Origin of the sequence: Pseudidiomarina homiensis (assembly GCF_003987225.1) — a bacterium.
Classification (GTDB): Bacteria; Pseudomonadota; Gammaproteobacteria; order Enterobacterales; family Alteromonadaceae; genus Pseudidiomarina; species Pseudidiomarina homiensis.
Genome location: NZ_PIPX01000001.1, coordinates 843,308 through 865,263 on the forward strand (window position 1 = coordinate 843,308; position 21,956 = coordinate 865,263).

26 protein-coding genes are annotated in these 21,956 nt (G+C 50.9%); 7 read left to right on the top strand and 19 right to left on the bottom strand.

Going from position 1 to position 21,956, the window contains the following annotated elements; translation table 11 throughout:
- Nucleotides 1-5: 5 nt before the first annotated feature.
- Genes hisD through hisIE form a run of 7 tightly spaced genes read left to right on the top strand, consistent with a single transcriptional unit; the run spans nucleotide 6 to nucleotide 6,214 of the window.
- Nucleotides 6-1,334: a histidinol dehydrogenase gene (gene hisD, locus CWI70_RS04090; RefSeq protein ID WP_126770800.1), complete on the top strand. Its 1,329-nt coding sequence runs from the start codon at nucleotides 6-8 to the stop codon at nucleotides 1,332-1,334.
- Nucleotides 1,331-2,431, top strand: a complete 1,101-nt coding sequence (gene hisC / locus CWI70_RS04095) for a histidinol-phosphate transaminase (protein ID WP_126770802.1) — start codon at nucleotides 1,331-1,333, stop codon at nucleotides 2,429-2,431. Before hisD ends, hisC begins: the two co-directional genes overlap by 4 nt.
- Complete coding sequence (hisB, locus tag CWI70_RS04100) at nucleotides 2,428-3,504, top strand: bifunctional histidinol-phosphatase/imidazoleglycerol-phosphate dehydratase HisB (RefSeq protein ID WP_126770804.1); 1,077 nt, start codon at nucleotides 2,428-2,430, stop codon at nucleotides 3,502-3,504. Before hisC ends, hisB begins: the two co-directional genes overlap by 4 nt.
- A complete protein-coding gene (gene hisH, locus CWI70_RS04105; RefSeq protein WP_126770806.1) occupies nucleotides 3,501-4,109 on the top strand; it encodes an imidazole glycerol phosphate synthase subunit HisH in 609 nt (202 codons plus the stop codon). The genes hisB and hisH overlap by 4 nt, the downstream gene beginning before the upstream one ends.
- Nucleotides 4,090-4,827: a 1-(5-phosphoribosyl)-5-[(5-phosphoribosylamino)methylideneamino]imidazole-4-carboxamide isomerase gene (hisA, locus tag CWI70_RS04110; protein ID WP_126770808.1), complete on the top strand. Its 738-nt coding sequence runs from the start codon at nucleotides 4,090-4,092 to the stop codon at nucleotides 4,825-4,827. Before hisH ends, hisA begins: the two co-directional genes overlap by 20 nt.
- Nucleotides 4,809-5,582 carry an imidazole glycerol phosphate synthase subunit HisF gene (gene hisF, locus CWI70_RS04115; RefSeq protein WP_126770810.1) on the top strand — a complete coding sequence of 258 codons (774 nt, stop codon included), beginning with the start codon at nucleotides 4,809-4,811 and terminating at the stop codon, nucleotides 5,580-5,582. Before hisA ends, hisF begins: the two co-directional genes overlap by 19 nt.
- 14 nt (nucleotides 5,583-5,596) lie before the next feature.
- Complete coding sequence (gene hisIE, locus CWI70_RS04120) at nucleotides 5,597-6,214, top strand: bifunctional phosphoribosyl-AMP cyclohydrolase/phosphoribosyl-ATP diphosphatase HisIE (RefSeq protein WP_126770811.1); 618 nt, start codon at nucleotides 5,597-5,599, stop codon at nucleotides 6,212-6,214.
- On the opposite strand, the gene CWI70_RS04125 is transcribed toward hisIE, so the two are convergent.
- From CWI70_RS04125 to CWI70_RS04210, 19 genes are all read right to left on the bottom strand, one after another.
- Nucleotides 6,211-7,623, bottom strand: coding sequence for an MATE family efflux transporter (locus tag CWI70_RS04125; RefSeq protein ID WP_126770813.1), 1,413 nt, complete (start codon nucleotides 7,621-7,623; stop codon nucleotides 6,211-6,213). The two genes, hisIE and CWI70_RS04125, sit on opposite strands and share 4 nt — an antisense overlap.
- A gap of 23 nt (nucleotides 7,624-7,646) precedes the next feature.
- Nucleotides 7,647-8,882 carry an aminotransferase class V-fold PLP-dependent enzyme gene (locus CWI70_RS04130; RefSeq protein WP_157980861.1) on the bottom strand — a complete coding sequence of 412 codons (1,236 nt, stop codon included), beginning with the start codon at nucleotides 8,880-8,882 and terminating at the stop codon, nucleotides 7,647-7,649.
- The gene (locus CWI70_RS04135) at nucleotides 8,875-9,702 is read right to left on the bottom strand and encodes an alpha/beta fold hydrolase (protein WP_126770817.1); all 828 of its coding nucleotides are present in this window, start codon (nucleotides 9,700-9,702) and stop codon (nucleotides 8,875-8,877) included. The genes CWI70_RS04130 and CWI70_RS04135 overlap by 8 nt, the downstream gene beginning before the upstream one ends.
- Complete coding sequence (locus CWI70_RS04140) at nucleotides 9,699-10,103, bottom strand: MAPEG family protein (RefSeq protein WP_126770818.1); 405 nt, start codon at nucleotides 10,101-10,103, stop codon at nucleotides 9,699-9,701. Before CWI70_RS04140 ends, CWI70_RS04135 begins: the two co-directional genes overlap by 4 nt.
- A gap of 76 nt (nucleotides 10,104-10,179) precedes the next feature.
- Nucleotides 10,180-10,824 (bottom strand): adenylate kinase, encoded by a 645-nt coding sequence (gene adk / locus CWI70_RS04145; protein ID WP_126770820.1) that lies wholly within the window; start codon nucleotides 10,822-10,824, stop codon nucleotides 10,180-10,182.
- 118 nt (nucleotides 10,825-10,942) lie between these two features.
- Nucleotides 10,943-12,844: a molecular chaperone HtpG gene (gene htpG / locus CWI70_RS04150; protein WP_126770822.1), complete on the bottom strand. Its 1,902-nt coding sequence runs from the start codon at nucleotides 12,842-12,844 to the stop codon at nucleotides 10,943-10,945.
- Between the two features lie 75 nt (nucleotides 12,845-12,919).
- On the bottom strand, nucleotides 12,920-13,528 hold the full coding sequence (recR, locus tag CWI70_RS04155; RefSeq protein WP_126770823.1) for a recombination mediator RecR: 609 nt from the start codon (nucleotides 13,526-13,528) through the stop codon (nucleotides 12,920-12,922).
- A gap of 11 nt (nucleotides 13,529-13,539) precedes the next feature.
- Nucleotides 13,540-13,869, bottom strand: coding sequence for a YbaB/EbfC family nucleoid-associated protein (locus CWI70_RS04160; protein ID WP_126770825.1), 330 nt, complete (start codon nucleotides 13,867-13,869; stop codon nucleotides 13,540-13,542).
- A gap of 19 nt (nucleotides 13,870-13,888) precedes the next feature.
- Complete coding sequence (gene dnaX, locus CWI70_RS04165) at nucleotides 13,889-15,814, bottom strand: DNA polymerase III subunit gamma/tau (protein ID WP_126770827.1); 1,926 nt, start codon at nucleotides 15,812-15,814, stop codon at nucleotides 13,889-13,891.
- Between the two features lie 58 nt (nucleotides 15,815-15,872).
- Nucleotides 15,873-16,397 carry an adenine phosphoribosyltransferase gene (gene apt / locus CWI70_RS04170; RefSeq protein WP_126770829.1) on the bottom strand — a complete coding sequence of 175 codons (525 nt, stop codon included), beginning with the start codon at nucleotides 16,395-16,397 and terminating at the stop codon, nucleotides 15,873-15,875.
- Nucleotides 16,394-16,804 (bottom strand): response regulator, encoded by a 411-nt coding sequence (locus tag CWI70_RS04175; protein ID WP_126770831.1) that lies wholly within the window; start codon nucleotides 16,802-16,804, stop codon nucleotides 16,394-16,396. Before CWI70_RS04175 ends, apt begins: the two co-directional genes overlap by 4 nt.
- Before the next feature lie 24 nt (nucleotides 16,805-16,828).
- Nucleotides 16,829-16,972, bottom strand: a complete 144-nt coding sequence (locus tag CWI70_RS12395) for a hypothetical protein (protein ID WP_157980862.1) — start codon at nucleotides 16,970-16,972, stop codon at nucleotides 16,829-16,831.
- Nucleotides 16,973-17,024: 52 nt separating this feature from the next.
- On the bottom strand, nucleotides 17,025-17,786 hold the full coding sequence (locus CWI70_RS04180; protein WP_198677643.1) for an HvfC family RiPP maturation protein: 762 nt from the start codon (nucleotides 17,784-17,786) through the stop codon (nucleotides 17,025-17,027).
- Entirely contained in the window at nucleotides 17,755-18,597 is an 843-nt protein-coding gene (locus CWI70_RS04185) for an HvfB family MNIO-type RiPP peptide maturase (RefSeq protein WP_126770835.1), read from the bottom strand. Before CWI70_RS04185 ends, CWI70_RS04180 begins: the two co-directional genes overlap by 32 nt.
- Nucleotides 18,598-18,600: 3 nt before the next feature.
- Nucleotides 18,601-18,975 (bottom strand): HvfA family oxazolone/thioamide-modified RiPP metallophore, encoded by a 375-nt coding sequence (locus CWI70_RS04190; protein ID WP_126770837.1) that lies wholly within the window; start codon nucleotides 18,973-18,975, stop codon nucleotides 18,601-18,603.
- 123 nt (nucleotides 18,976-19,098) lie between these two features.
- A complete protein-coding gene (locus CWI70_RS04195; protein ID WP_241967817.1) occupies nucleotides 19,099-20,397 on the bottom strand; it encodes a tetratricopeptide repeat protein in 1,299 nt (432 codons plus the stop codon).
- A gap of 5 nt (nucleotides 20,398-20,402) precedes the next feature.
- Nucleotides 20,403-21,014 carry an energy transducer TonB gene (locus CWI70_RS04200; protein ID WP_126770839.1) on the bottom strand — a complete coding sequence of 204 codons (612 nt, stop codon included), beginning with the start codon at nucleotides 21,012-21,014 and terminating at the stop codon, nucleotides 20,403-20,405.
- Between the two features lies 1 nt (nucleotide 21,015).
- Nucleotides 21,016-21,417 (bottom strand): ExbD/TolR family protein, encoded by a 402-nt coding sequence (locus CWI70_RS04205; protein ID WP_034732452.1) that lies wholly within the window; start codon nucleotides 21,415-21,417, stop codon nucleotides 21,016-21,018.
- A 12-nt stretch (nucleotides 21,418-21,429) separates the two neighbouring features.
- Entirely contained in the window at nucleotides 21,430-21,954 is a 525-nt protein-coding gene (locus CWI70_RS04210; RefSeq protein WP_126770841.1) for a MotA/TolQ/ExbB proton channel family protein, read from the bottom strand.
- Nucleotides 21,955-21,956: the final 2 nt, after the last annotated feature.

Here is a 21,956-nt window from a genome sequence, read left to right on the forward strand (position 1 = left end):
TGAGCATGTCTGCCACCGAGCTTTGTTTAACCCAACGGTGCTTTAATTGGGCCGCGCTCGACGCGAATGAACGCGAAGCCTTGTTGCAGCGCCCTACGCAGAGCGTTTCGAGCGAGCTGAAGGCCACCGTCGATGCCATCATTGCGGCAGTGCGCAGTGAAGGAGACACGGCTGTCGTGCGTTACACCCAACAATTTGATTGTGCCGACTTAACCACATTGCGTTATCCAAGTGAACGTATTGCTGCCCAACTTGCCAAGCTCGATGCGCGGACCAAAGCAGCTATCGACACCGCCTACGGCACCATCCGTAAATTTCACGCTGCCCAGCAGCCGCAGAACATTCGTTTAGAAACGGCTCCGGGTATCGAGTGCGAATTGCGCTACACACCTATGAATGCAGTTGGTTTGTACATCCCAGGTGGCACTGCTGTGTTGCCTTCTACCGCGCTAATGCTTGGCGTTCCTGCGCAGCTGGCGGGTTGCCCGCGCGTGGTTTTAGTCAGTCCGCCAAACCAACAAGGCGAGCTTGCCCCAGCTCTGCTTTATGCCGCGCAAAAGTGTGGCATTACCGAGATTTATCGCTGTGGCGGCGCGCAAGCCATCGCTGCACTGGCTTATGGCACTGAAAGTATCGCCAAGGTGAACAAGATCTTTGGTCCCGGCAATAGCTTTGTCACGGCAGCCAAGCAAGCAGTATCACAAGACCCTGCCGGTGCCGCCATTGATATGCCTGCCGGACCATCAGAATTGATGGTGATTGCTGACAGCGGCGCTAACCCCGCTTATGTCGCTGCTGACTTACTTTCACAAGCTGAGCACGGTGCCGATTCTCAAGTACTTCTGCTGACCGATTCAGACACCCAGTTAGCCGCTGTACAGCAGCAATTGGCACAGCAACTCGCACAACTTTCACGCGCTTCGACTGCCGCGCAAGCACTTGCCAACAGTGCGCTGATCCAAGTGCGCGACCTTGCTGAAGCGGTGAGCATTAGCCAAAGCTATGCGCCTGAACACTTATCAGTGCAGACGGCGAATGCCGAACAGCTTGCCGAGCAGCTTACCAACGTCGGCTCATTGTTTATTGGCGCCTTTACCCCTGAGTCAGGCGGCGACTACGCCACAGGTACCAATCACGTGTTACCCACGTACGGTTTTGCTGACACCGTCAGCAGTCTCGGCTTGCTCGACTTCTACCGTCGCTACACTAGTCAGAAAGCCACGCGTGAGGGCCTAGCAGGCCTTGCCGATGCGATTGTTGCCCTAGCTGAGGCCGAGGGCTTAGATGCGCACGCCCGTGCGGTCACCGTGCGTTTGCAGGAGTCGGACTCATGAGCAACACGAGCTTTATTACCCAATTACAGCGTCCACACTTAGCCGCGATCACGCCTTATCAATCGGCGCGGCGCAGCATGAGCGGTGGTTCAGTATGGTTGAACGCGAACGAAGCACCACAGACGCCGGCTTTTCCTGAGCAACAAAGCTGGAATCGTTATCCGAGCTTTCAAAGTACAGCATTGAACCAGGCCTATGCCGATTATGCCGGGGTCGCTTTAGAGCAAGTATTAAGCTGCCGTGGTAGTGACGAGGCGATTGAGCTACTGATTCGCAGCTTCTGCGAACCCCGTGAAGATGCAGTGATGATTACGACGCCCACTTATGGCATGTATGCCATTAGTGCGGCAACGCACGGTGCTGATGTGGTCGACTGCCCGTTGCAAAAAGCTGATGACGGCAGTCTGCAACTCGATGTCGAGACCATGGTCGCCCGCGTGCGGGACACTAGCACCAGTCGAGTTAAGCTCATTTTTGTCTGCAGCCCATCAAACCCGCTTGGCAATGAAGTTGACGCTGCACGTATTGAGCAGCTCCTGCAACAGGTCGGTGAAGACGCTCTAGTGGTGCTCGACCAAGCCTATATTGAGTTCGTTGCCGAAGATTCTGCGCAACGCCAAGTTGCCGACTTGCTTGCCAAGTATCCGCAACTGGTCGTTTTGCGTACCCTGTCAAAAGCGTTCGGGTTGGCGGCGCTGCGTTGTGGTTTTGCGCTGGCACAACCGGAACTTATCGACATTTTACGTAAAGTCATTGCGCCCTACCCGCTACCTGAACCCACGATTGCGGGCGCAACCACAGCCTTGAGCGCATCTGCAATTGCGCAAATGAACGCTCAGTTGGAGCAAACCCTTGCGCAACGAGAACGACTGCTGGCTGAGTTGCAAGAGCGCAGCTGGGCCAACTCCATTTGGCCCAGCGTGACGAACTTCGTCTTGGTTAATGTGCCCGATGCTGCAGCTTTGGTCACACAGTGTCAGCAAGCTGGCGTGTTGATCCGCAATCAATCGAGTCAACGTGGCCTTGGCCAATGTATTCGTATTAGTATCGGTAACGCTGCCGAAATGGACCGCTTATTGGAGGTACTCCCCGCATGAGTGCACAACGTATTTTATTTATCGACCGTGATGGCACCCTTGTCGAAGAGCCACCGGTAGACAAACAGCTCGACAGTGTTAGCAAGCTGGTGTTTGAGCCGCAAGTCATCCCTGCGCTGTTAGCGTTGCAAGGCGCTGGCTATCGCTTAGTGATGGTGTCCAACCAAGATGGCTTGGGCACCGACAGCTTTCCGCAGGCCGACTTTGACGCCCCGCATGAACTCATGATGGCGGTTTTCAGCTCACAAGGTATTCAATTCGACGATGTGCTGATTTGCCCGCACTTTCCAGAAGACAACTGCAGTTGCCGCAAGCCTAATTTAGGCCTCGTCAAAGACTACTTGCAGCAAGGCAAAATCGACTTCACCGATTCCTACGTCATTGGCGATCGTGACACCGATATTCAACTGGCCGAAAATATGGGCATACGTGGCTTGCGCTACGATCGAGAGCAGTTGAACTGGCAAGCGATTCAACACCAATTGCTCGATCAACCACGTACTGCTAGCGTCAACCGTACCACCAAAGAAACGGCGATTCAGATCGACGTCGATCTTGATGCCCAAGGCCCCATCGCAATCAGTACAGGCGTTGGCTTCTTTGATCACATGCTGGAACAAATCGCAACGCACGCGGGCATCGCCATGCAAATTCAAGTGCAAGGTGACTTGCACATCGACGAGCACCACACGGTAGAAGACACCGCCCTCGCCCTCGGCCAAGCGTTGCGCCAAGCCTTAGGCGACAAGCGCGGTATCGGCCGCTTTGGTTTTGCGCTGCCGATGGACGAGTGTCGCGCAGAATGTTTGATCGACCTGTCAGGGCGTCCTTACTTGCAATTTTCGGCTGATTTTAGTCGCCCGCAGGTGGGTGAGCTATCGACCGAAATGGTCGAACACTTTTTCCGCTCGATTGCCGATGCCATGGCAGTATCGCTCCACGTCAGTACCACTGAGGGAAATAGCCATCACCAAGTTGAAAGCTTATTTAAGGTGTTTGGCCGAGCCTTACGTCAGGCCGTCGCCCGCACAGGGGATGGAGCCCTACCATCGAGCAAGGGGATGCTGGCATGAGTCTGGTGATTGTCGATACCTCGTGCGCCAATCTGTCATCCGTTAAGTTTGCCTTTGAGCGCTTGGGGGTGAAACCGCTTATTAGTGCTGACCCAGAGCGCATTCGCAGCGCGGAACGTGTCGTTTTACCCGGCGTTGGTACCGCCAAAGCGGCGATGCGCAATTTGCAGGCATTAGATTTGGTCAACACGTTGCGTGAATTAGAACAACCGGTTCTTGGTATATGTTTAGGTATGCAACTGATGACGCAATGGTCTGCCGAAGGTAATGTTGATTGTTTAGGCTTAATCCCAGCACGTACAGTGGCCCTTGAAAACAGCGGACAACCGTTGCCGCACATGGGCTGGAATACCGTCAACGCAGTGGGCACCAACCCGTTGTTAAAAAACATCTCGGCACCTGCCTACTGCTACTTCGTGCATAGCTACGCGGTAGCGATTGATGAGAACACGATTGCGAGTACCGATTACGGCCAACAATTCGCCTCGATGATTCAGGCCGGCAACTATTTTGGTGCGCAATTCCACCCTGAACGCTCAGGTGCAATAGGTGCGCAAATCTTGAAAAATTTTATGGAGTTAAGTGATGCTGATACCCGCACTTGATCTCATCAAAGGCGAAGTTGTGCGTTTGCAGCAAGGTGACTTTGCCCGCCAAACGACCTTTGCTAGCGATCCTTTGCCCATCGCCCAGGACTACGCCAAGGCCGGCGCTGAATGGTTGCACGTGGTGGACTTGGACGGTGCTCGTGATCCGGCGCAACGTCAAGTCAGCACTTTGCAACGGCTAGCCGCAAAACTGCCGATGAAGCTACAAGTCGGTGGCGGTATTCGCCAGCGCGAAGACCTTGAGCAACTGTTTGCCTGTGGCATTCAACGCGTGGTCATCGGCTCGTTAGCAGTGAAACAACCGGAATTAGTTGCCGCATGGCTCGAAGAATTCGGTAGCGATGCCATCGTGTTGTCACTTGATGTGAGCATTGCTGAAGATGGCAACGCTTACGTAGCCACTCACGGTTGGCAAGAAACCTCAGAGCTCACTTTAGAACAAGCCATCGAACGCTTTTTACCCTATGGATTGCGTCACGTTTTGTGCACTGACATCGCCAAAGACGGCATGCTGGGTGGTTACAACCTTGAACTCTATCAAGGCTTGAAAAAGAACTACCCACAACTGGTCATTCAGGCTTCGGGCGGCGCTGCCCAGCTTGAAGACCTGCGCCAATTACGTGCTTTCGGCTGTGACAGTGCGATTTTGGGTAAAGCATTGCTGACCGGTAAGTTCACCCTAGAGGAGGCTTTCGCATGCTGGCCAAACGCATAATCCCCTGCCTTGATGTTCGTGATGGGCTAGTCGTCAAAGGCGTGCAATTTCGTAACCATGAGATTATCGGCGACATTGAACCGCTCGCCGAGCGGTATGCCCAAGCGGGAGCCGATGAGTTGGTCTTCTACGATATTACCGCCTCGTCTGATGCCCGTGTGGTGGATAAGTCATGGGTCGAGCGTATTGCCCGGCGCATTGATATTCCCTTCACCGTTGCCGGTGGTATCAGTTCGATTGACCAAGCCCGCGAATTGTTAGCGATGGGCGCCGATAAAATATCGGTAAACTCGCCAGCGCTGCGAGATCCAGAGCTGATCAATCGCCTTGTTGACGAGTTTGGTCAACAGTGTATTGTCATCGGTATCGATAGCTTTTTCGACGCTGAAAGCGGCCGTTATTTGGTCTATCAATTCACCGGCGACGAGAGCAAAAGTCAACGGACCCGCTGGCAAACGGCCGAATGGCTTAAAGAAGTTGTCGCTCGCGGCGCCGGCGAAATTGTCCTGAATTGTATGAACCAAGATGGTGTTCGCAAAGGCTATGACATTGCCCAATTGCAAACCATGCGGGCGATCTGCCCAGTACCTCTGATTGCTTCAGGTGGCGCCGGTAACGCTGATCACTTTCAGCACGTGTTTGAACAAGCGAACGTTGATGGCGCCTTGGCAGCCTCAGTATTCCACAAAAACACGGTGGTCATTGCCGATTTGAAACAGCAATTGCAAGCGGCCGGCATTCCGATGCGGTACTAACGAGGAATTTATTCATGAAAGTGACTTCAGACAACCTGCAACAGCTCGATTTTGCCAAGCAAGATGATTTGCTGCCCGCCATCGTACAGCATGCACACACCGGCACCGTGCTCATGCAGGGATATATGAATCCAGCAGCACTTGAGCAAACGTTAACCACAGGGTTAGTGACCTTTTACAGTCGCAGCAAGCAACGCTTGTGGTGCAAAGGTGAGTCATCAGGTAACACGCTAAAATTGGTTAATGTGCACAGTGATTGTGACGCCGATAGCTTATTGATCCGTGCTCTGCCCGCTGGACCAACCTGCCATTTGGGAACTGAGAGTTGTTTTAGCAGTGACGGCTTCAGCGAACAGCCCACCTTAGCGCAATTGATGCGTGTGGTGCAGCAACGCGTTGCCAATGCCGAAAGTAAGAGTTACACCGAACAATTGCTCGCCGCAGGCACCAAGCGGGCAGCACAAAAAGTTGGTGAAGAAGGCGTTGAAGTCGCTCTTGCTGCCGCGACTCACGATCGTGACGAGTTATTAAACGAGAGCGCCGATCTGCTTTACCACTTGTTGGTGGTTCTGCACAGTGAAGAACTTGAACTCAGCGATGTACTTGAGGTTTTAGCTCAGCGCCGCCGTTAATCGGCAGCGCTTTCCTGCTTTATACCTGCGAGTAAATTGCGATCGTAGCGCTGGCTAACCTTACGTAATCGCCAGGTTAGCAGCACGGCAGCAATCGACAAGCCGATGATAAACCCGATCCACATCCCGGCGGCGCCCATCGCTGGCACAATGAGATCGGTGCGCGACAGCAAAATACCAATCGTTAAGCCGAAAGGCCAATAAGACACAAAGGTGATCAACATGACTGCTTTGGTGTCTTTGTAGCCGCGCAGGGTCCCCATCGCTACCGCTTGGAAGGTATCAGAGAGGGTGAATATTGCTGCTAAGCCCATGAGCGTCGCGGCAAGATTGATCACGGCATTATCTGGCGTATACAAACTGGCTAACCAGCCGCCGGCAAGCCACATAATTAAACCGTTGACTGCCGCGAATGTCATGCCATAGATGGTCGCAAGTTTATGACTCAACATCGCATTCGCTGGATTTCCCGCACCCAGAGCAAAACCAACGCGTAAGGTCACCGCCATCGATAAACTTAACGGCACCATATACACCAAGGAAGAAATATTCAGCGCGATTTGATGGCTGGCAACCATAGTTGCCCCTAACGGCGCGATGACCAATGCTGCAGCGGCAAACAGGCTTACTTCAAAAAACATCGCTGTGGCAATAGGAAAACCTAAACGCACTATGTACCAGATATCATCCCAATCTGGCTTAAACCATTGGCTGAACACCCCAATTGCTTTGAAGCGCTTCGCCCACAAGACATAAAGCAATAAACCTAATGCCATCACCCACAGCACAATAGCCGTTGCCAAGCCACAGCCCGCACCACCCAGTGCTGGCATGCCTAACTTGCCGTAAATCAAGATATAATTGACCGGAATGTTCACCAACAAGCCGATGACACCAATCACCAACGACGGCACCGTATGTGACAAACCCTCGCAAAAGTTGCGCAACACCATATAGAGTACCAGCGCTGGCACAGCCCAAATTAAGTAACCTAAATAATCGAGCGTGATCGTACGAAAGTTGTCTTCAACCGCCATAGCATTGAGGATCAGCGGCGCCGAAAGAATCACGGCCACGCACAGTAAGCTGCCAATCAACGAAGCATAAAAACCTTGCTGCACCATATTGGCGACTTTATGGCGCTTATTCGCACCATCAAAGTGCGAAATAATCGGTGCCAACGCTAAACCTAAACCAAACACCAGTAGCGTCGAAGGAAACCAAATACTCCCGCCTACTGACACTGCGGCAAGGTCTGTCGCACTCACCCGCCCCGCCATCACGGTATCAACCACACCCATCAGCATTTGCGTAAGTTGCGCAACCAAAATCGGCCCGGTTAAACGGGCAAGTTTTTTCGATTCTCGCCACCAGTGGTCGGGGCGAGGCAACTGCGCTGTACGGCTCATGGCAATCTTCTCTTTGGTAGGGTTTAATTTGCGTCAGTAAACAACTGATAGGCTTCATCTAATGCGGCGCATAGGCGCTCACAATCAGCGGCCGTATTATAGGCTGCCAGCGACACTCTGACCACCGCGGACTGCTGCCAAAAGTTCATTAATGGCTGGGCACAGTGGCTTCCCGCCCGCACCGCGATATTTTGCTCGGCCAAATAACTCGCGAGGTCAAATGCGTGTACATCAGCACTGAAAAAACTTAGCAGCGGTAAGCCTTCGTCACTTGGCTGCGGCGGCAACAGTTGTAGCCACTGTCGTTGCTGTAATTGCCTACGTAGTTGCTTGGTTAAATCCAGCAAGTAATCGCTCAACCCTGCCGCTCGCTCTGCCGTCAGCCACCGCGCCGCCGCCGCGCAGGCAATGATGGCAGCGGTATTGGGTGTGCCTGCCTCAAACTGTTGCACGCCACTCATCCACTGCGACTGTGCTTCGGTTACCTCGGTGACCATACCACCGCCCAACAACCAAGGTTCGAGCTTTTCTTGCAACGCACTGGCAAGGTACAGTACCCCGCAGCCCGTCACGCCATACATCTTGTGCGCCGAAAACGTAAGGGCATCACAGCCAAGCTGACGTACATCAAGGCTAACACTACCCACCGCTTGTGCAGCATCAACGACGGTTACAGCACCTTGTTTGCGCGCTTGCTCCGCAATTGCGGCCACCGGTAAACATTGACCGGTGACATTACTGGCCAACGTGACCGCCACCAACTTACAACGCTCGGTAATCGCAGCACGCCAATTTTCTTCCAGAGCTCCGGTGCGAGGATCAAGATCAAGCCATCGTAGTTGAAGCCGATGCTGTTGTACTAACCGTTGCCAAGGTAGAAAATTCGAGTGATGCTCGGCCCGCGACAGAACGATTTCGTCACCCGCTTGCCAGTCGAGTTGCAGGCCTTGCGCAAGCAAATTCAAACTATGGGTTGCACCAGCAGTAAAGGCCAAGTGCTCAGGACTAGCACCGATCCAAGCTGCCAATTCCTGACGTGCCCCCTCAAGTTGCGCCGTCGCGTGGCGAGCTAAAGGATAACTACCACGATGGGCATTAGCGTGCCCTTGCTGGTAATAGGTCAAATACGCTTGCAACACCGTGTCCGGTACTTGGCAACTGGCGGCACTATCAAGATAAACCAGCGGTGGCTGCTCAGCGCTCGCTGGCTCGCGAAACAGAGCAAATTGCTCTCGCGCCGCTACATACGCTTTAGTCACGAACGAACTCCGCTTTCTGTGCCCCCGCATGCTCAGCAATAAACCTTTGCAATTCAGGATTCACCAACTGGGGATGCGTTAATGGCCCCATATGGCCACAGGCTAATTGTTTTACTTGTACATCAGGTAATACCTGCTGCAGTTGCTCAGCGACCCGCTTGGCACTTTGCTGAGTCTGGCTGCCAGTTAACAGTAATACTGGCTGAGCAATGCGGCGGTAGTCCACTAGCTTGTGCGGTTCGCCCATTAATGCAGCAAAGTCCATCGCAACCTTCGCTGCTTGGCTCGCCATAAGCTGTTGCACTTTTGCTGGCAGCGCAGCAAAAAAGCCCGGCTGATTCCAGTAATCAACAAAAGTAGTAGTGCTTTGTACCGGATCATTGGCATCCATCTGCGTCGCAATTGCTTCTATTTCTTGGCGTGCGGCTTCATTGGCTTCAAGCACATGAAAGGCGACTGGCTCAAAAACTGCCAGCGCCTGCACATTTAAGAGCTTCTCGAGCGCTAATTTCAGTGCTAAGGCACCGCCATAAGAGTGTCCTATCAAGCAGAGCGGCTCAGCTCCTACTAGTCCCTGAACCCCTTCAACAATACGCGGCACTTCATCACTGAAACGAAAGGCCTCAACCTGCTCAACATCAGCCTTAGGGGCCTTACCGTAGCCCAATAAGTCCACGCCAATAATGTCGTACTCAGCCTGTAATTGCTGGATCAACGCACGCCATTGACTGGTGTTACTTTGCGAGCTATGCAGCAACACCAAGCTCGGCCCGTTGGGGTTGCCAAAGCGCTGAAAGCCTTGCGGCAACGCCTCACTCATACCGCCATCCCGAACGCGTAGCCCAGCATGTAGCCAGCTTGAACGAGTAACACAATGAAAGTACCTAATACGCCAACGGTACGCGCCCAAGATGGGCCAATGCTCATGCGCAAGCCTAAGGCATGACAAATACGGGCAACGAACAATAAACCACCCATTGCATGTAACAACATGGTCGGTGCACCACTGAGTTCCATCAACACTAGTAGTAGCAACATTAAGGGCACATATTCCGCGAAATTGGCATGTATCCGAGTGGCTACTTCCAAGTCTTTCGAGTCGCCGGTACCAATGCCCACACGGTCACGCCAACGCAGACGTATTACTGCGACCGAAAGTGCAAAATAAAGTAAGGTCAGAAGACCTGCATAAATCATACTAATTTGTAATTCGACAGCCATTTTTCTTCTCCTTATGGTCGACTACAAAAAAGCCCACACAAGGTGGGCTTCGAAACTTACTTGGTGACGGGGCTGCTTAACCGAGCAGTTCGCCAAGCTCTTTGCTAATCGTTTCAACATCACGAGTTCCATCAACTTTGTGGAACGCCGTCTTGCCCTGCTCCGCTAGTGTACGATAATACGCCACTAATGGCTCGGTTTGTTCATGATAAATTGCCAAGCGCTTACGCACTGTTTCTTCTTTATCATCATCACGAATAATCAGGTCTTCGCCAGTAACGTCGTCCTTGCCTGCTTGTTGCGGGGGATTATGCTCAACGTGATAAACACGACCTGAACCAGGGTGAACGCGACGACCACCCATACGCGCAACAATCACATCATCAGGTACAGCGAACTCGAGTACAACATCAACGTCAATACCGGCTTCTTGCATGGCATCCGCTTGCGGAATCGTGCGCGGAAAACCGTCGAGAAGGAAGCCGTTTTGGCAATCAGGTTGCGCAATACGCTCTTTCACAAGGCCAATCATAATGTCATCAGAGACCAGCTTACCAGCATCCATGACTGCTTTCGCTTGTTGCCCTAATTCAGTACCGGCCTTAATTGCAGCTCGTAACATGTCACCCGTGGAGATTTGCGGAATCCCAAAAGTTTTCATCAAGAACTGCGCTTGAGTACCTTTCCCGGCGCCAGGTGCGCCCAACAGGATAATGCGCATTTACAACCCTCTTTCCTAGTTTTGTTGGTGTGCGTTGGATTAAGGTCGAACTTTACCGCCTAGCGGCGTGCAATACAAGTCCGAGCATTGCCGACTTTCGTCGACAATGCCCGATGTTCTAGCTTAATTTGCCAGCACTCAATTCCATCATCAGACGGTTTAAACGCGTGACAAATTGCGCTGGATCTTTCAAGCTACCGCGCTCCGCAAGGGTTGCTTGATCCAAGAGCAGATTTGCCCACTCGGCAAACTTGTCATCACTTTCCAAGGCGACGACTTGCTGTACCAAATTGTGCTCCGGGTTAAGCTCGAAAATATACTTGGTTTCCGGCACTTTTTGCCCTGCAGCTTCCATGAGCTTGGCCATTTGCGTGCTCATGTCATTATCGTCTGTCACGATGCAAGCAGGTGATTGCGTTAAGCGATGGGTCACACGTACTGACTTCACTTTGTCGCCAAGCGCTTTTTCAAAACGCTCAACTTGTTCTTTGAATGACGCTTCTAGTTCCTCTTGCTGCTTTTTATCTTCAGCATCATCAAGGTCACCGAGATCAAGATCGCCGCGAGTTACACTTTGGAATTGCTTCTCTTTGTACTCACTCAGATGGCTCATCAACCACTCGTCAATACGTTCTGACAACAGCAGAACTTCGATGCCCTTCTTGCGGAAGATTTCCAACGCTGGATTATCGCGCGCCGCTTCGTAGCTGTCCGCAACGATGTAGTAAATCTTATCCTGCTTGTCGGCCATGCGCTCTAGATAGGCGTCCAAGCTTACCGTCGCTTCTGACTTGTCTTCATGCGTTGAAGCAAAGCGTAATAAGCTGGCAATTTTCTCTTGGTTCGCGTGATCTTCAGCTGGCCCTTCTTTCAACACCGTACCAAACGTATTCCAGAACTCTTGATACTGTTCTGGCTGGTCTTTGGCGAGCTTGCTAAGCATGCCCAATACTTTCTTGGTGCTACCACTACGCATGGCTCGGGTGATTTTGTTGTCTTGCAAGATTTCACGCGAGACATTAAGCGGGAGATCGTTTGAGTCCATCAAACCACGGACAAACCGTAAGTACGTCGGCATGAGTTGCTCTGCGTCGTCCATAATAAAGACACGCTTCACGTAGAGTTTAATACCGTGTTGCTGCTCACGATTCCACAAGTCCCAAGGTGCGCGCTTCGGAATGTACAGCAAGCTGGTGTATTCCTGCGTACCTTCAACTTTGTTGTGACTCCACAACAGAGGATCTTCAAAGTCATGCGCGATGGTTTTATAAAATTCTTTGTACTCGTCGTCGTTGATCTCAGACTTTTCGCGGGTCCACAAAGCTTGGCCTGAATTGACTGCTTGCCATTCTTTGAGTTTGCCGTCGTCATCACGGTCTGGCATTTCAACTGGAATACTCAGATGATCAGAATACTTGGTGATGATGCCGCGCAAGCGGCCTTCATCGATAAACTCGTTAGCGTCTTCGCGCACATGCAAAATAATATCGGTGCCGCGTTGTGCTTTTTCGATCACTCGAATATCGAATTCCCCCTCACCTTTCGAAGACCACTCAATGGCTTCGTCGGCAGCTGCGCCTGCGGCACGGGTGCGCACCGTAACACTGTCGGCGACGATAAACGCAGAGTAGAAACCTACACCAAACTGGCCAATCAAACGGCTGTCTTTGGCTTGGTCACCAGAAAGCTGGCTAAAGAAGTCTGCAGTGCCTGATTTGGCGATAGTACCGAGGTTACTCATCACCTCGTCGCGGGTCATACCAATACCGTTATCGCTAATGGTAATGGTACCGGCATCTTTATCAGCACTCACACGAACGCGTAGTTCAGCGTCGTCAGCTAGCAAATTGCTGTCACTGAGCGCTTTGAAACGCAGTTTATCCGCAGCATCTGAGGCATTAGATACCAACTCGCGTAAGAAGATTTCCTTGTTCGAATAAAGCGAATGAATCATCAAATGAAGCAGTTGCTTCACTTCGGTCTGAAAGCCATGGGTTTCGGCTTGACGGGTCTCCGCCATAGTGATCTCTCCTGCACTATTGTTGCTAACACTTAGGCAGAGATGGGGGCACCTGGCGGGTTTTCAAGGGAAAAATTAATCGAATTCGACACGTTTACGTCCGCTGAAGGCATGCCCAAGAGTGGCTTGATCGACGTATTCCAATTCGCCACCCACTGGAACTCCGTGGGCAATCCGTGAAGTGGACACATCATGTTGACGCGCAAGCTCAGCAATATAATGAGCGGTAGCTTCGCCTTCAATCGTTGGATTGGTGGCCAGAATGATTTCACTGATGGGCTCACGCGCCAAGCGTGCGGCAAAACGATCAAGGCCAATATCTTCTGGGCCAATGCCGTCGAGAGGCGAAAGATGCCCCATAAGCACGAAATAGCAGCCTTGATACTGACCTGTTTGCTCGATCGCTAACACATCCGCAGGGGTTTCCACGATGCATAATAACCCGCTATTACGGCGCGCTTCATCACTGCATAATTCGCACGTCGGCGCTTCTGTGAGCGTTCTGCACACGTCACAATGGCCAACACGTTCAATCGCTTGAGCCAACGCCTGTGAGAGTTGTAAACCGCCATCGCGCTGGCGTTCCAATATTTGAAAGGCCATTCGTTGGGCCGATTTAGGCCCAACACCAGGCAACATTCGCAACGCTCGGATCAGCTCATTGATCGCAGGACTCAGTCGCATTCCATTAACCTTTAGAAAGGTAACTTCATACCTGGTGGCAAGTTCATGCCGCCAGTGACTTCCGCCATGCGTTCTTTGGTCGTTTGCTCGACCCGACGAACAGCGTCATTAATTGCCGCAGCAATCAAATCTTCCAGCATTTCTTGGTCTTCGTCTTCCATCAAACTTGGGTCAATGTGCACGCGACGAACGTTGTGATTACCTAACATGGTAACTTTAACCATACCTGCACCAGCTTCACCGGTGACTTCAAGGTTAGCAATTTCTTCTTGGGCTTTCTGCATGCGCTCTTGCATTTGCTGCGCCTGCTTCATCATGTTTCCCATTCCACCTTTAAACATATCTACCTCGTCTCGTTTCTTAAAGCGGTTGTACCGAGTCGTCAATCAACTCGGCACCAAAATGTTGTTGCAGCGCTTGCGCTAGCGGGTCTTCCGCCAATATTTGCTTAGCAGTTGCCAGTCGTTTCGCATCAATCGCTTGCTGAATCTCAAAAGGTGTGGGCTGCGCAGTGTTTTTCAAGGCGACTTCGGTTAATTGCAGGTCTAAATTGTCCTGCAATGCTTGCGTAATCGTTTGTGCGACCGACTCGTTCAATAGGTGCTGCCACGCTTCTCGAACCCACAAAATGTAACCGCTGTTTTGCTTCTCAAGCACGCTGTTACGTGCCAATTGCCGAGCTAACCCATTCAAATCTAGATTATCAATCAACGCCGACCAGCGATCAATTTCAGCAGCGCTGCGTGTATCGTCGGGAATTTCTAGCGTTTCATGCGCCTGCGGCGGCACTGTGGCTTGCGTAACTTCACTGTTACTCACATTCGAGACACTGCTATTGCTCGTCGAACTCGATGGCTCAGGTTGCGGTTCTGGCTCCGGCTTTGGTTCTGGCTTTGGCGCTGGTTCGGACTGCGCTAGCTTTTCAGAATTTTTTTTTTGCTGCAACATCGCCCGAGTTTCCAGCAACGAAGCCAAACTATCTTGCGAGCTTGCTGTTGAATGCTGCGGCGCTTCCTGACGCTCCGGCTGTGATGCTCGCTCTAACTGAGGTTCCGGTTCTGGCTCTGGTTTAGTTTCAGGTTCTAGCTCCGGCGGCGCCTCAGGTTGCTGCTCCGATTGCGCCACAGGCTTTGATACCGGCGCTGGCGCTGATCGCATCGTCACCTCAGTGCTATCGGCTGGGGTGCGCTCAATAAGCTCCACACGCTCGGGACGGAATGCCAGCATGCGCAGTAAGGTCATCTCAACACCACTACGAACATCAGCGGCAAAATTCAAATCTCGCCGACCTTGAATCAATATATCGTAATAGACTTGGAGCAACTCGGCGGGTAACTGTTGCGCCAAGTGCTGATCTTCAACTGTCAGTCCCAAGGTTTCAGCAACTTCTGGTACCGCCTGATAAAGTGCCAATTGGTGCACGTAGTTTTGTAGCTCGCCTAACAAGTTACTTAAATCTGGTACCTGTCCAGCAATGCGCGCTAATGTCGTCAATAGCTCAGCACCTTGACCGGTGAGAACTTGTTCCAACAACGTCGCTAATTCGAAGCTAGGTACCGCACCCAGCATCTGTTGCACGCCAGCCATAGTCACCTGTTGCTCGCCCTGTGCAATCGCCTGATCGGTCAGACTCAACGCATCGCGCATACTCCCCCGTGCGGCACGAGCAATGGCAGTCAGCGCCGCGTCATCATAAGTTATGCCCTCTTGCTTGAGCACATAGCCTAAGTGACCAGCGATCTCTTGGCGATCTAAGGCTTTCAAATTAAATTGCAGACAACGCGATAAGACGGTGATCGGCAACTTTTGTGGATCCGTTGTCGCCAATAAAAACTTCACGTGCTCAGGCGGTTCCTCTAAGGTTTTCAACAAAGCATTAAAACTATGCCGCGACAGCATATGCACTTCGTCAATCAAGTAGACCTTATAACGGCCCTGCGTGGGCTTATATTGCACGTTATCGAGTAGCTCGCGGGTATCTTCGACTTTGGTACGTGACGCTGCGTCAATTTCTAACAGGTCGACAAAACGACCTTCATCAATGGCTGTACAGGCGCCACATTGGCCACACGGTTCGGCGGTGATGCCCTGTTCGCAATTTAGGCTTTTGGCGAGAATGCGGGCTATGGTGGTTTTACCCACGCCGCGGGTTCCAGTGAGCAACCAAGCGTGATGCAAGCGACCTGACGCAAGTGCGTTCATAACAGGTTTGAGAACGTGCTGTTGGCCGACGACTTCTTTAAAAGTATGCGGACGCCATTTTCTGGCGAGCACTTGATAACTCATGCTTGGATTCCTTGTCGAACTCGGGTAATCGATGACATTAAGATGCCCTTACGTTACCTCAAAATTCACACAGGGTATAGTACGGAATGCTGGCTTGTTGTAGTCGCTTGGCACCTGGTAAAGCGTTCAGTGCGATAATAAACGCACACTCTTCTACCGTTACGTCCGCATGTTTCATCAGCTCCACAGCCGCCAAAACCGTGCCACCTGTTGCCAAAAGATCATCGATGATCAGCACGTGGTCAGTCGCGTCAAGAGCATCGGTATGCATCTCTAGCGCATCCTCACCGTACTCCAACGCGTAACGTTGCTGAATAGTCTTGCCAGGCAACTTACCGGGTTTACGTAAAGGTACAAAGCCGATGCCTAAGGCATAAGCAAGCGCCGTACCAAAAATAAAGCCACGAGCTTCGATGCCAACAATCTTCGTCAACCCTTTACTTTGGTAACGCTGCACTAAAGCTTCGATGGTTGCTTTAAACGCTTCACCATTGGCAAGTAAAGGAGTGATGTCACGAAACACGATCCCCGGTTTGGGATAGTCATGGATGGCTCGGATTGAGTTCTTGATGATATCGGTCATGATGCAGAGGAGCGCTTGTCGGGATGCGCTTGCGGATGCATGGTTTGCCACAAATCGGCAAGCAACTCGAGTAAACGCTGTTTATCTATAGGTTTTGCCAAACAGAGATCGGCACCGCTACGACGGGCGCTATCTTCGATGTGTTTGACGTCTTGGGTCGACATCAACAACATCGGGGTTTGCTTGTAGGCATCTAAGCTACGCAAGTTACGCAGTAAATTCATACCGTCCAACAGCGGCATCTTGTGATCCGCCAAGACCACGTCGAAGGTATCAGCTTTGGCACGGTTGAGCCCGTCTAAGCCATCTTCTGCGCAGGTCACAACAAATGGCGTTTCCGCGAGGATGTCGAGAAGTTGTGCACGAGTTGCTGGTTTGTCTTCGACCAACAAGAGTTTGCGAGACATAAGTTGCCTTATCGTGATGAATGTTTACGCAGTTAGGTGTTTAAACCACTGCAAAACTGCTGGTAAGCACGGTACGCCAACAACGACCAGTACTGCTAACCAGCCGATCCATGGCTTACATGATGGATCGCGGAAGCTCTTATGGTGAGCCATTTCATTATTAGCCATATGGGGAATCCTCATAACTGCAGCTAAATTTTGCGGGGCGGATCATACTCGATTACGGCTTCGTGAACAACACAAAGCGTTCGCAAAAATCTTGAATGAGTGCCAAAAGGCCTTGCGCCAGTTGCTCTGGAGCATAGTTAGGGAATTGGACCTGTAAACCTTCAAACAGTTGCGTAAAGGTTTGTGGTTGGTTGCGTAATTGCTCCAAGGCATAGGCTGTCAGAGTGTTGATTTGCATAAAACTCACCACCTCCGCCTCCGGCTGGCGGTACACTAAGGCGCAATACGGTTCAGCTAGCTGAGTGTCAGGTTGCTGAGTGCGACTTATCTGCGCGACTGGATAGTAATAAATCGCAACAACTGCCGTGGGATTAAGATAGAGGACGGTGTCATCTGAAAGCTCACCTACCACTCTTAAATTCTCATCGAAATCTGCGTGTAACACATCCACTTCAAGCCGCTCATAATGCGCAAGTTCAAATAACCAGGGAGGAAGCTCATTAGCGTCACACTGCGCGACATCTAATGTCGCAAGAAATTGCACAAACTCAGCCCCAATTTCGGAAAATAACGGTGAGTTCGCATGGTGCTGCGCGATAAAGCTATCGACAAGTGCCTGCCACTGGTCCTTTGCGAGTACTTCTTTTAATACCGGGAAGCCCGCATCCAGAAACTGCCGAATGTTGTTGTGAATCAGCCTTCGATAGATTGCCAAACGCCGCGGTTCAATAGCGTTCAATGCTTCATCTGGCTGCCGCTCGGAGCGCAGCCAAGCGGCCAATTCATGCTGTATTTGTTTGAAGTCTTGGGTCACGTGCGCCAACAGTTTGTTGTTGATGGGTGGTAATTTTATTCATTTCAGTCAGCAATTGTGACAAAGGTGGGATGTTAAAGTCTCGCTCTAAAACCGTCGGGAAAATACCATGTTTTGCATAGGCAAAATCGAGCAAATCCCATACTTCTTGCTTCACATCTGCACCGTGAGTATCGACGAACAAATCATCGTACTCTTCAGTATGCCCCGCGATATGCCCATAAACGATACGCTCGCTTGGCAGCCCAGCAATAAAGTCATACGGATCATAGCGATGATTGACGCTATTGACGAAAACATTATTCACGTCCAACAGTAACTTACAATCGGCTTGCGCAAGCACGGCATTGATAAACTCAAGTTCTGTCAATTCATTACCGAAACTGGCGTAATAGGAAACGTTTTCAAGTACCAACGGGCGCTCGATAATGTCTTGTACTTGTTTTACGCGCTGCACAACATGGTTGACGGCATCTTGCGTAAAAGGGATGGGTAACAGGTCATAAAGTTGACCCGCAGCAGAGCAATAACTCAGATGCTCGCTATAAATTCTGATATCAAAGCGATCGAGAAACGTCTTTACCTGCTTAATAAAATCGACATCGAGTGGGTCAGGACTGCCGATGGATAATGATAAGCCGTGGCTTGTTAAAGGCGCCTGCTCACGAATACGATCTAAAGTTCGGTAGGCTTGGTTTCCCCGCGGAAACCAATTCTCTGGCGCAAGCTCCCAAAAACCTACGTTGGGAGCTTGCGTTAAGACGTCATCCAGAAACTCACGGCGTAAACCAAGTCCTACGGTCTTCAGCATTACTTATGCGCCGCCACACTTGCCTTCGCCGCATTTACCTTCGCCACATTTGCCTTCTTTGGCTTTTTCCTTGGCTTTTTCTTTGGCTTCATCATGTGCGTGCTCTTTCATGTCAGCTTTGCGGTCTTCACCACACTTGCCTTCGCCGCACTTACCTTCGCCACATTTGCCTTCTTTGGCTTTTTCTTTCATTTCTTCCTTTTTCATGTCGCCGCATTTGCCTTCACCACATTTGGCTTCACGCTCCTTGCTTTCTTCTTGCTGATAGCCAGAGCCCATATCAGAATAGCTAAAGGGATTTGCTGCGGCTTGCATAGAAAGACCACCTGCTAATAATGCACCTACGGTGACTGCCATTGATTTTTTCATGTTGCTCATAGTTGTAGTCCTCTGTTGTGTTATGTCATACGACACTTGTTAACTATAGCTGTTCTACAAAAAAAAGCCCCGCTTGGCTAGCGGGGCTTTACAACTTTTTTGCGTCGTTAGGCACTATTTCGCTTACAACGACACACCTAAGTTGCTTGCTTTGCTGCGAATATAAGATTCCCAACTACGTGCATTACGGCGTTGGTTTTCAAACTTCTGCGCTTCTTTAACATACTTCAGCGCTTCGCTGAATTTGTTTTGATAGAAATACGCTTCAGTCAGTGACATGTACACCGCACCTGGTTCGTCGTAGCCTTGATCTATCGCATTTAGATAGGCTTGCGCTGCTTGCGGATATTCTTCCGCACGCAAATGCGCTGTACCTTTCTTACGATAGTAGTCAGCACGATCTTCACGCTCGTCAGCAATCTCAGCTGCCAATGCGTACATTTCGGCTGCACGGCTGTACTCACGTGCCATTTCGAAGTTGTTCGCGGCACTTTGATAGTTCCGCGCAGTCTTCTCAATGTCACCAGCATTCAAATGTTTCACCATCAAACGTGCTGAGTCATAAGGAATGCCATTGTTAGAGTAGAGCTGAACGAGAGCTTTAAACTGGTTTTCTTTCTCAAAGTAACCCGCCAGATATGCAATTTCTAATGTTTGCAGAGCTTTATCTAGTTGCTCTTCCAACATGTAGATCATACCTAACTGATTCCACCAGTTCTTTTCCCCTGGGAAAATCTCAAGACCAGACTCGAGAACATTGATTGCATCAGCGTACATTTTGCGTTCGTAATACGAAGCAACTTTCAGTACGTATGGGTTCTTGTTTGGCTCTTCATAACTTTGAATTGCCAAATCTGCTGGGCGAATTACCTTTTCGAATTGCTTTAACTCGTAGTAGGAGTTCGCAATACGCAAGAATACATCACCGTTAGCTTCACCCGTAAACTGCAACCATTGGCCGTAGTACTTAAGTGCTGAGCGATAGTCTTCAAGTTGCAAGCTCAAGTCGGCAGCGAGTTTAATCGCTGAAGCCTGATCTGACCAACCTAAAACGTCTGCATCTGCCGCACGGGTGACGCGAGTAAAGGCGTCATTGATGCGATCATCAGCGGCGTAAAGGTTACCAAGAAAACGATCAACGTAAGCTTGGTCAAAAGCTTCGCGCGGTTCTACTGCTTCAAGTTCAGCAATAGCACCTTTGATGTCTTCTTGTTCGCTGTAGAGCTCAAAAGCAGCCATGATTCGACGTCCAACGCGTTCTGAAACCGTTAAGTTACGACGGTTATCTTTACGCTGTTGAATTTCTTCTGCTGTAGGCAAGTTGTAATTAATGTCTTGCGCGTTAGCGACAGGCGTACCCGCCGCTAAAACGCCACACAATACACTCGCGCTAAGAAGCATAGTGAGTTTTTTGTGCATCATTATCATTACTCCTGATCCAGGCTGAAGTCGAGTTGGACTGTCTGGCCCGGCTGCTCTACTGGCTTACCATCAACCATCTTCGGATTGTACTTCCAACGCAAGAGCGCACGACGTGCTTCTTGGTCAAATACCCGACGAGGATTTGAATCGATAACTTCGACGTCAGTAACACCGCCAGTCTTATCGATGGTAAAGCGCAACATCACCCAACCTTCAACACCATCACGTGCTGCCGCTGGTGGGTAGCGTGGGTTAATACGTACCACAGGTACTGCTTCCCCATCACGCATCATTCCACCACTCGCATCAAAGCCAGTGTCGGTACCACCTACGTCAACATCAAACCCAAGGTCCAAGTTCATACCATCGGCATCTGAGTTATCAGGCTCGTTTGGTGGCGTCTCCGGCGGCTGAGCCGGTGGAGGCGGAGGTGGTGGTGGCGTACGGCGACGCTGATCCACTTCCGAATCCGGTGGCTGAGTCACAATCTCAATGACTGATGACGGTGGAGGCGGTGCATTTCGCCCGTCGCCCCCGCTGATCAAGAACGCCATGAACGCGAACAGAAGGAACGTAGCTGCAGCACCTAATAGTATTGATACTATAAAGCGCACCATATTAATCGTCCTCTGCGGCTATGGATATCTTGTCAATACCCGCTTCCTTAATTTGATCCATGACTTCAACGACAACACCATGTTTGGCTTCTTTGTCCGCCTGAATCACTACGATATCAGTTGGCTGTTCTGCCAAGAGACGCTCGATGTTGGCGCCTACACGCTCAACATCAACCATACGCTTGTCCATCCATACTTCGCCATTCGCGCGAATAGCGATAAAGATGTTGGCAGAAGGTTTCTTCTGCGCCTGACTAGCTTCTGGCTTGTTCACGTCAATACCAGCTTCTTTAACGAAAGAGGTGGTTACGATGAAGAAGATCAACATGATGAATACGATGTCTAGCATCGGCGTCATGTCGATCGCTGCATCTTCCTCTTCACGAATACGTTTACGTGCCATAATTCTTCTCTCTTAATGATGTGGCAAACTGTCGACCAACTTGTCACGAGCACGTTTCACTTTTGACTCTAAACGAGTCGCAAAGAACATGCCTGACAGTGCTGCAACCATTCCGGCCATTGTCGGGATCGTCGCCATCGAGATACCGTCGGCCATCAAACGAGGGTTACCGGTACCCTGCGTTGCCATAGTTTCGAATACGGTAATCATACCGGTTACCGTACCCAATAGTCCGATAAGCGGACACATGGCGATGGTTGTTTTGATCAACAACATACGTGCATTCAGTTTATCAGCTGCCTCGGAAATCCATGCTTCACGGATCCTGTGAGCGTACCAAGAGGTGGTGTCCTTCCGCGCGTCCCACTGTGCGATGATATCTTTCTTCATCTTAGGGAACACTGCGGTAAGGAACCAGAAGCGCTCAATCATGAGTACCCACATGAGAAAGAGCGCTCCCATGACGAAATATAAAACGTCGCCACCGGTGCTCAGAAAATCCCTGATAGTTTCCCAAAGGCCCATCAGGTAAAGCATAG

Excerpts from the sequence above, each read along its gene's own strand:
- hisD (WP_126770800.1), top strand. The coding sequence starts at position 6 with ATGTCTGCCACCGAGCTTTGTTTAACCCAACGGTGCTTTAATTGGGCC.
- hisC (WP_126770802.1), top strand. The coding sequence starts at position 1,331 with ATGAGCAACACGAGCTTTATTACCCAATTACAGCGTCCACACTTAGCC.
- hisB (WP_126770804.1), top strand. The coding sequence starts at position 2,428 with ATGAGTGCACAACGTATTTTATTTATCGACCGTGATGGCACCCTTGTC.
- hisH (WP_126770806.1), top strand. The coding sequence starts at position 3,501 with ATGAGTCTGGTGATTGTCGATACCTCGTGCGCCAATCTGTCATCCGTT.
- hisA (WP_126770808.1), top strand. The coding sequence starts at position 4,090 with ATGCTGATACCCGCACTTGATCTCATCAAAGGCGAAGTTGTGCGTTTG.
- hisF (WP_126770810.1), top strand. The coding sequence starts at position 4,809 with ATGCTGGCCAAACGCATAATCCCCTGCCTTGATGTTCGTGATGGGCTA.
- hisIE (WP_126770811.1), top strand. The coding sequence starts at position 5,597 with ATGAAAGTGACTTCAGACAACCTGCAACAGCTCGATTTTGCCAAGCAA.
- CWI70_RS04125 (WP_126770813.1), bottom strand. The coding sequence starts at position 7,623 with ATGAGCCGTACAGCGCAGTTGCCTCGCCCCGACCACTGGTGGCGAGAA.
- CWI70_RS04135 (WP_126770817.1), bottom strand. The coding sequence starts at position 9,702 with ATGAGTGAGGCGTTGCCGCAAGGCTTTCAGCGCTTTGGCAACCCCAAC.
- CWI70_RS04140 (WP_126770818.1), bottom strand. The coding sequence starts at position 10,103 with ATGGCTGTCGAATTACAAATTAGTATGATTTATGCAGGTCTTCTGACC.
- adk (WP_126770820.1), bottom strand. The coding sequence starts at position 10,824 with ATGCGCATTATCCTGTTGGGCGCACCTGGCGCCGGGAAAGGTACTCAA.
- htpG (WP_126770822.1), bottom strand. The coding sequence starts at position 12,844 with ATGGCGGAGACCCGTCAAGCCGAAACCCATGGCTTTCAGACCGAAGTG.
- recR (WP_126770823.1), bottom strand. The coding sequence starts at position 13,528 with ATGCGACTGAGTCCTGCGATCAATGAGCTGATCCGAGCGTTGCGAATG.
- CWI70_RS04160 (WP_126770825.1), bottom strand. The coding sequence starts at position 13,869 with ATGTTTAAAGGTGGAATGGGAAACATGATGAAGCAGGCGCAGCAAATG.
- dnaX (WP_126770827.1), bottom strand. The coding sequence starts at position 15,814 with ATGAGTTATCAAGTGCTCGCCAGAAAATGGCGTCCGCATACTTTTAAA.
- apt (WP_126770829.1), bottom strand. The coding sequence starts at position 16,397 with ATGACCGATATCATCAAGAACTCAATCCGAGCCATCCATGACTATCCC.
- CWI70_RS04175 (WP_126770831.1), bottom strand. The coding sequence starts at position 16,804 with ATGTCTCGCAAACTCTTGTTGGTCGAAGACAAACCAGCAACTCGTGCA.
- CWI70_RS12395 (WP_157980862.1), bottom strand. The coding sequence starts at position 16,972 with ATGGCTAATAATGAAATGGCTCACCATAAGAGCTTCCGCGATCCATCA.
- CWI70_RS04185 (WP_126770835.1), bottom strand. The coding sequence starts at position 18,597 with ATGCTGAAGACCGTAGGACTTGGTTTACGCCGTGAGTTTCTGGATGAC.
- CWI70_RS04190 (WP_126770837.1), bottom strand. The coding sequence starts at position 18,975 with ATGAGCAACATGAAAAAATCAATGGCAGTCACCGTAGGTGCATTATTA.
- CWI70_RS04195 (WP_241967817.1), bottom strand. The coding sequence starts at position 20,397 with ATGATGCACAAAAAACTCACTATGCTTCTTAGCGCGAGTGTATTGTGT.
- CWI70_RS04200 (WP_126770839.1), bottom strand. The coding sequence starts at position 21,014 with ATGGTGCGCTTTATAGTATCAATACTATTAGGTGCTGCAGCTACGTTC.
- CWI70_RS04205 (WP_034732452.1), bottom strand. The coding sequence starts at position 21,417 with ATGGCACGTAAACGTATTCGTGAAGAGGAAGATGCAGCGATCGACATG.
- CWI70_RS04210 (WP_126770841.1), bottom strand. The coding sequence starts at position 21,954 with ATGCTTTACCTGATGGGCCTTTGGGAAACTATCAGGGATTTTCTGAGC.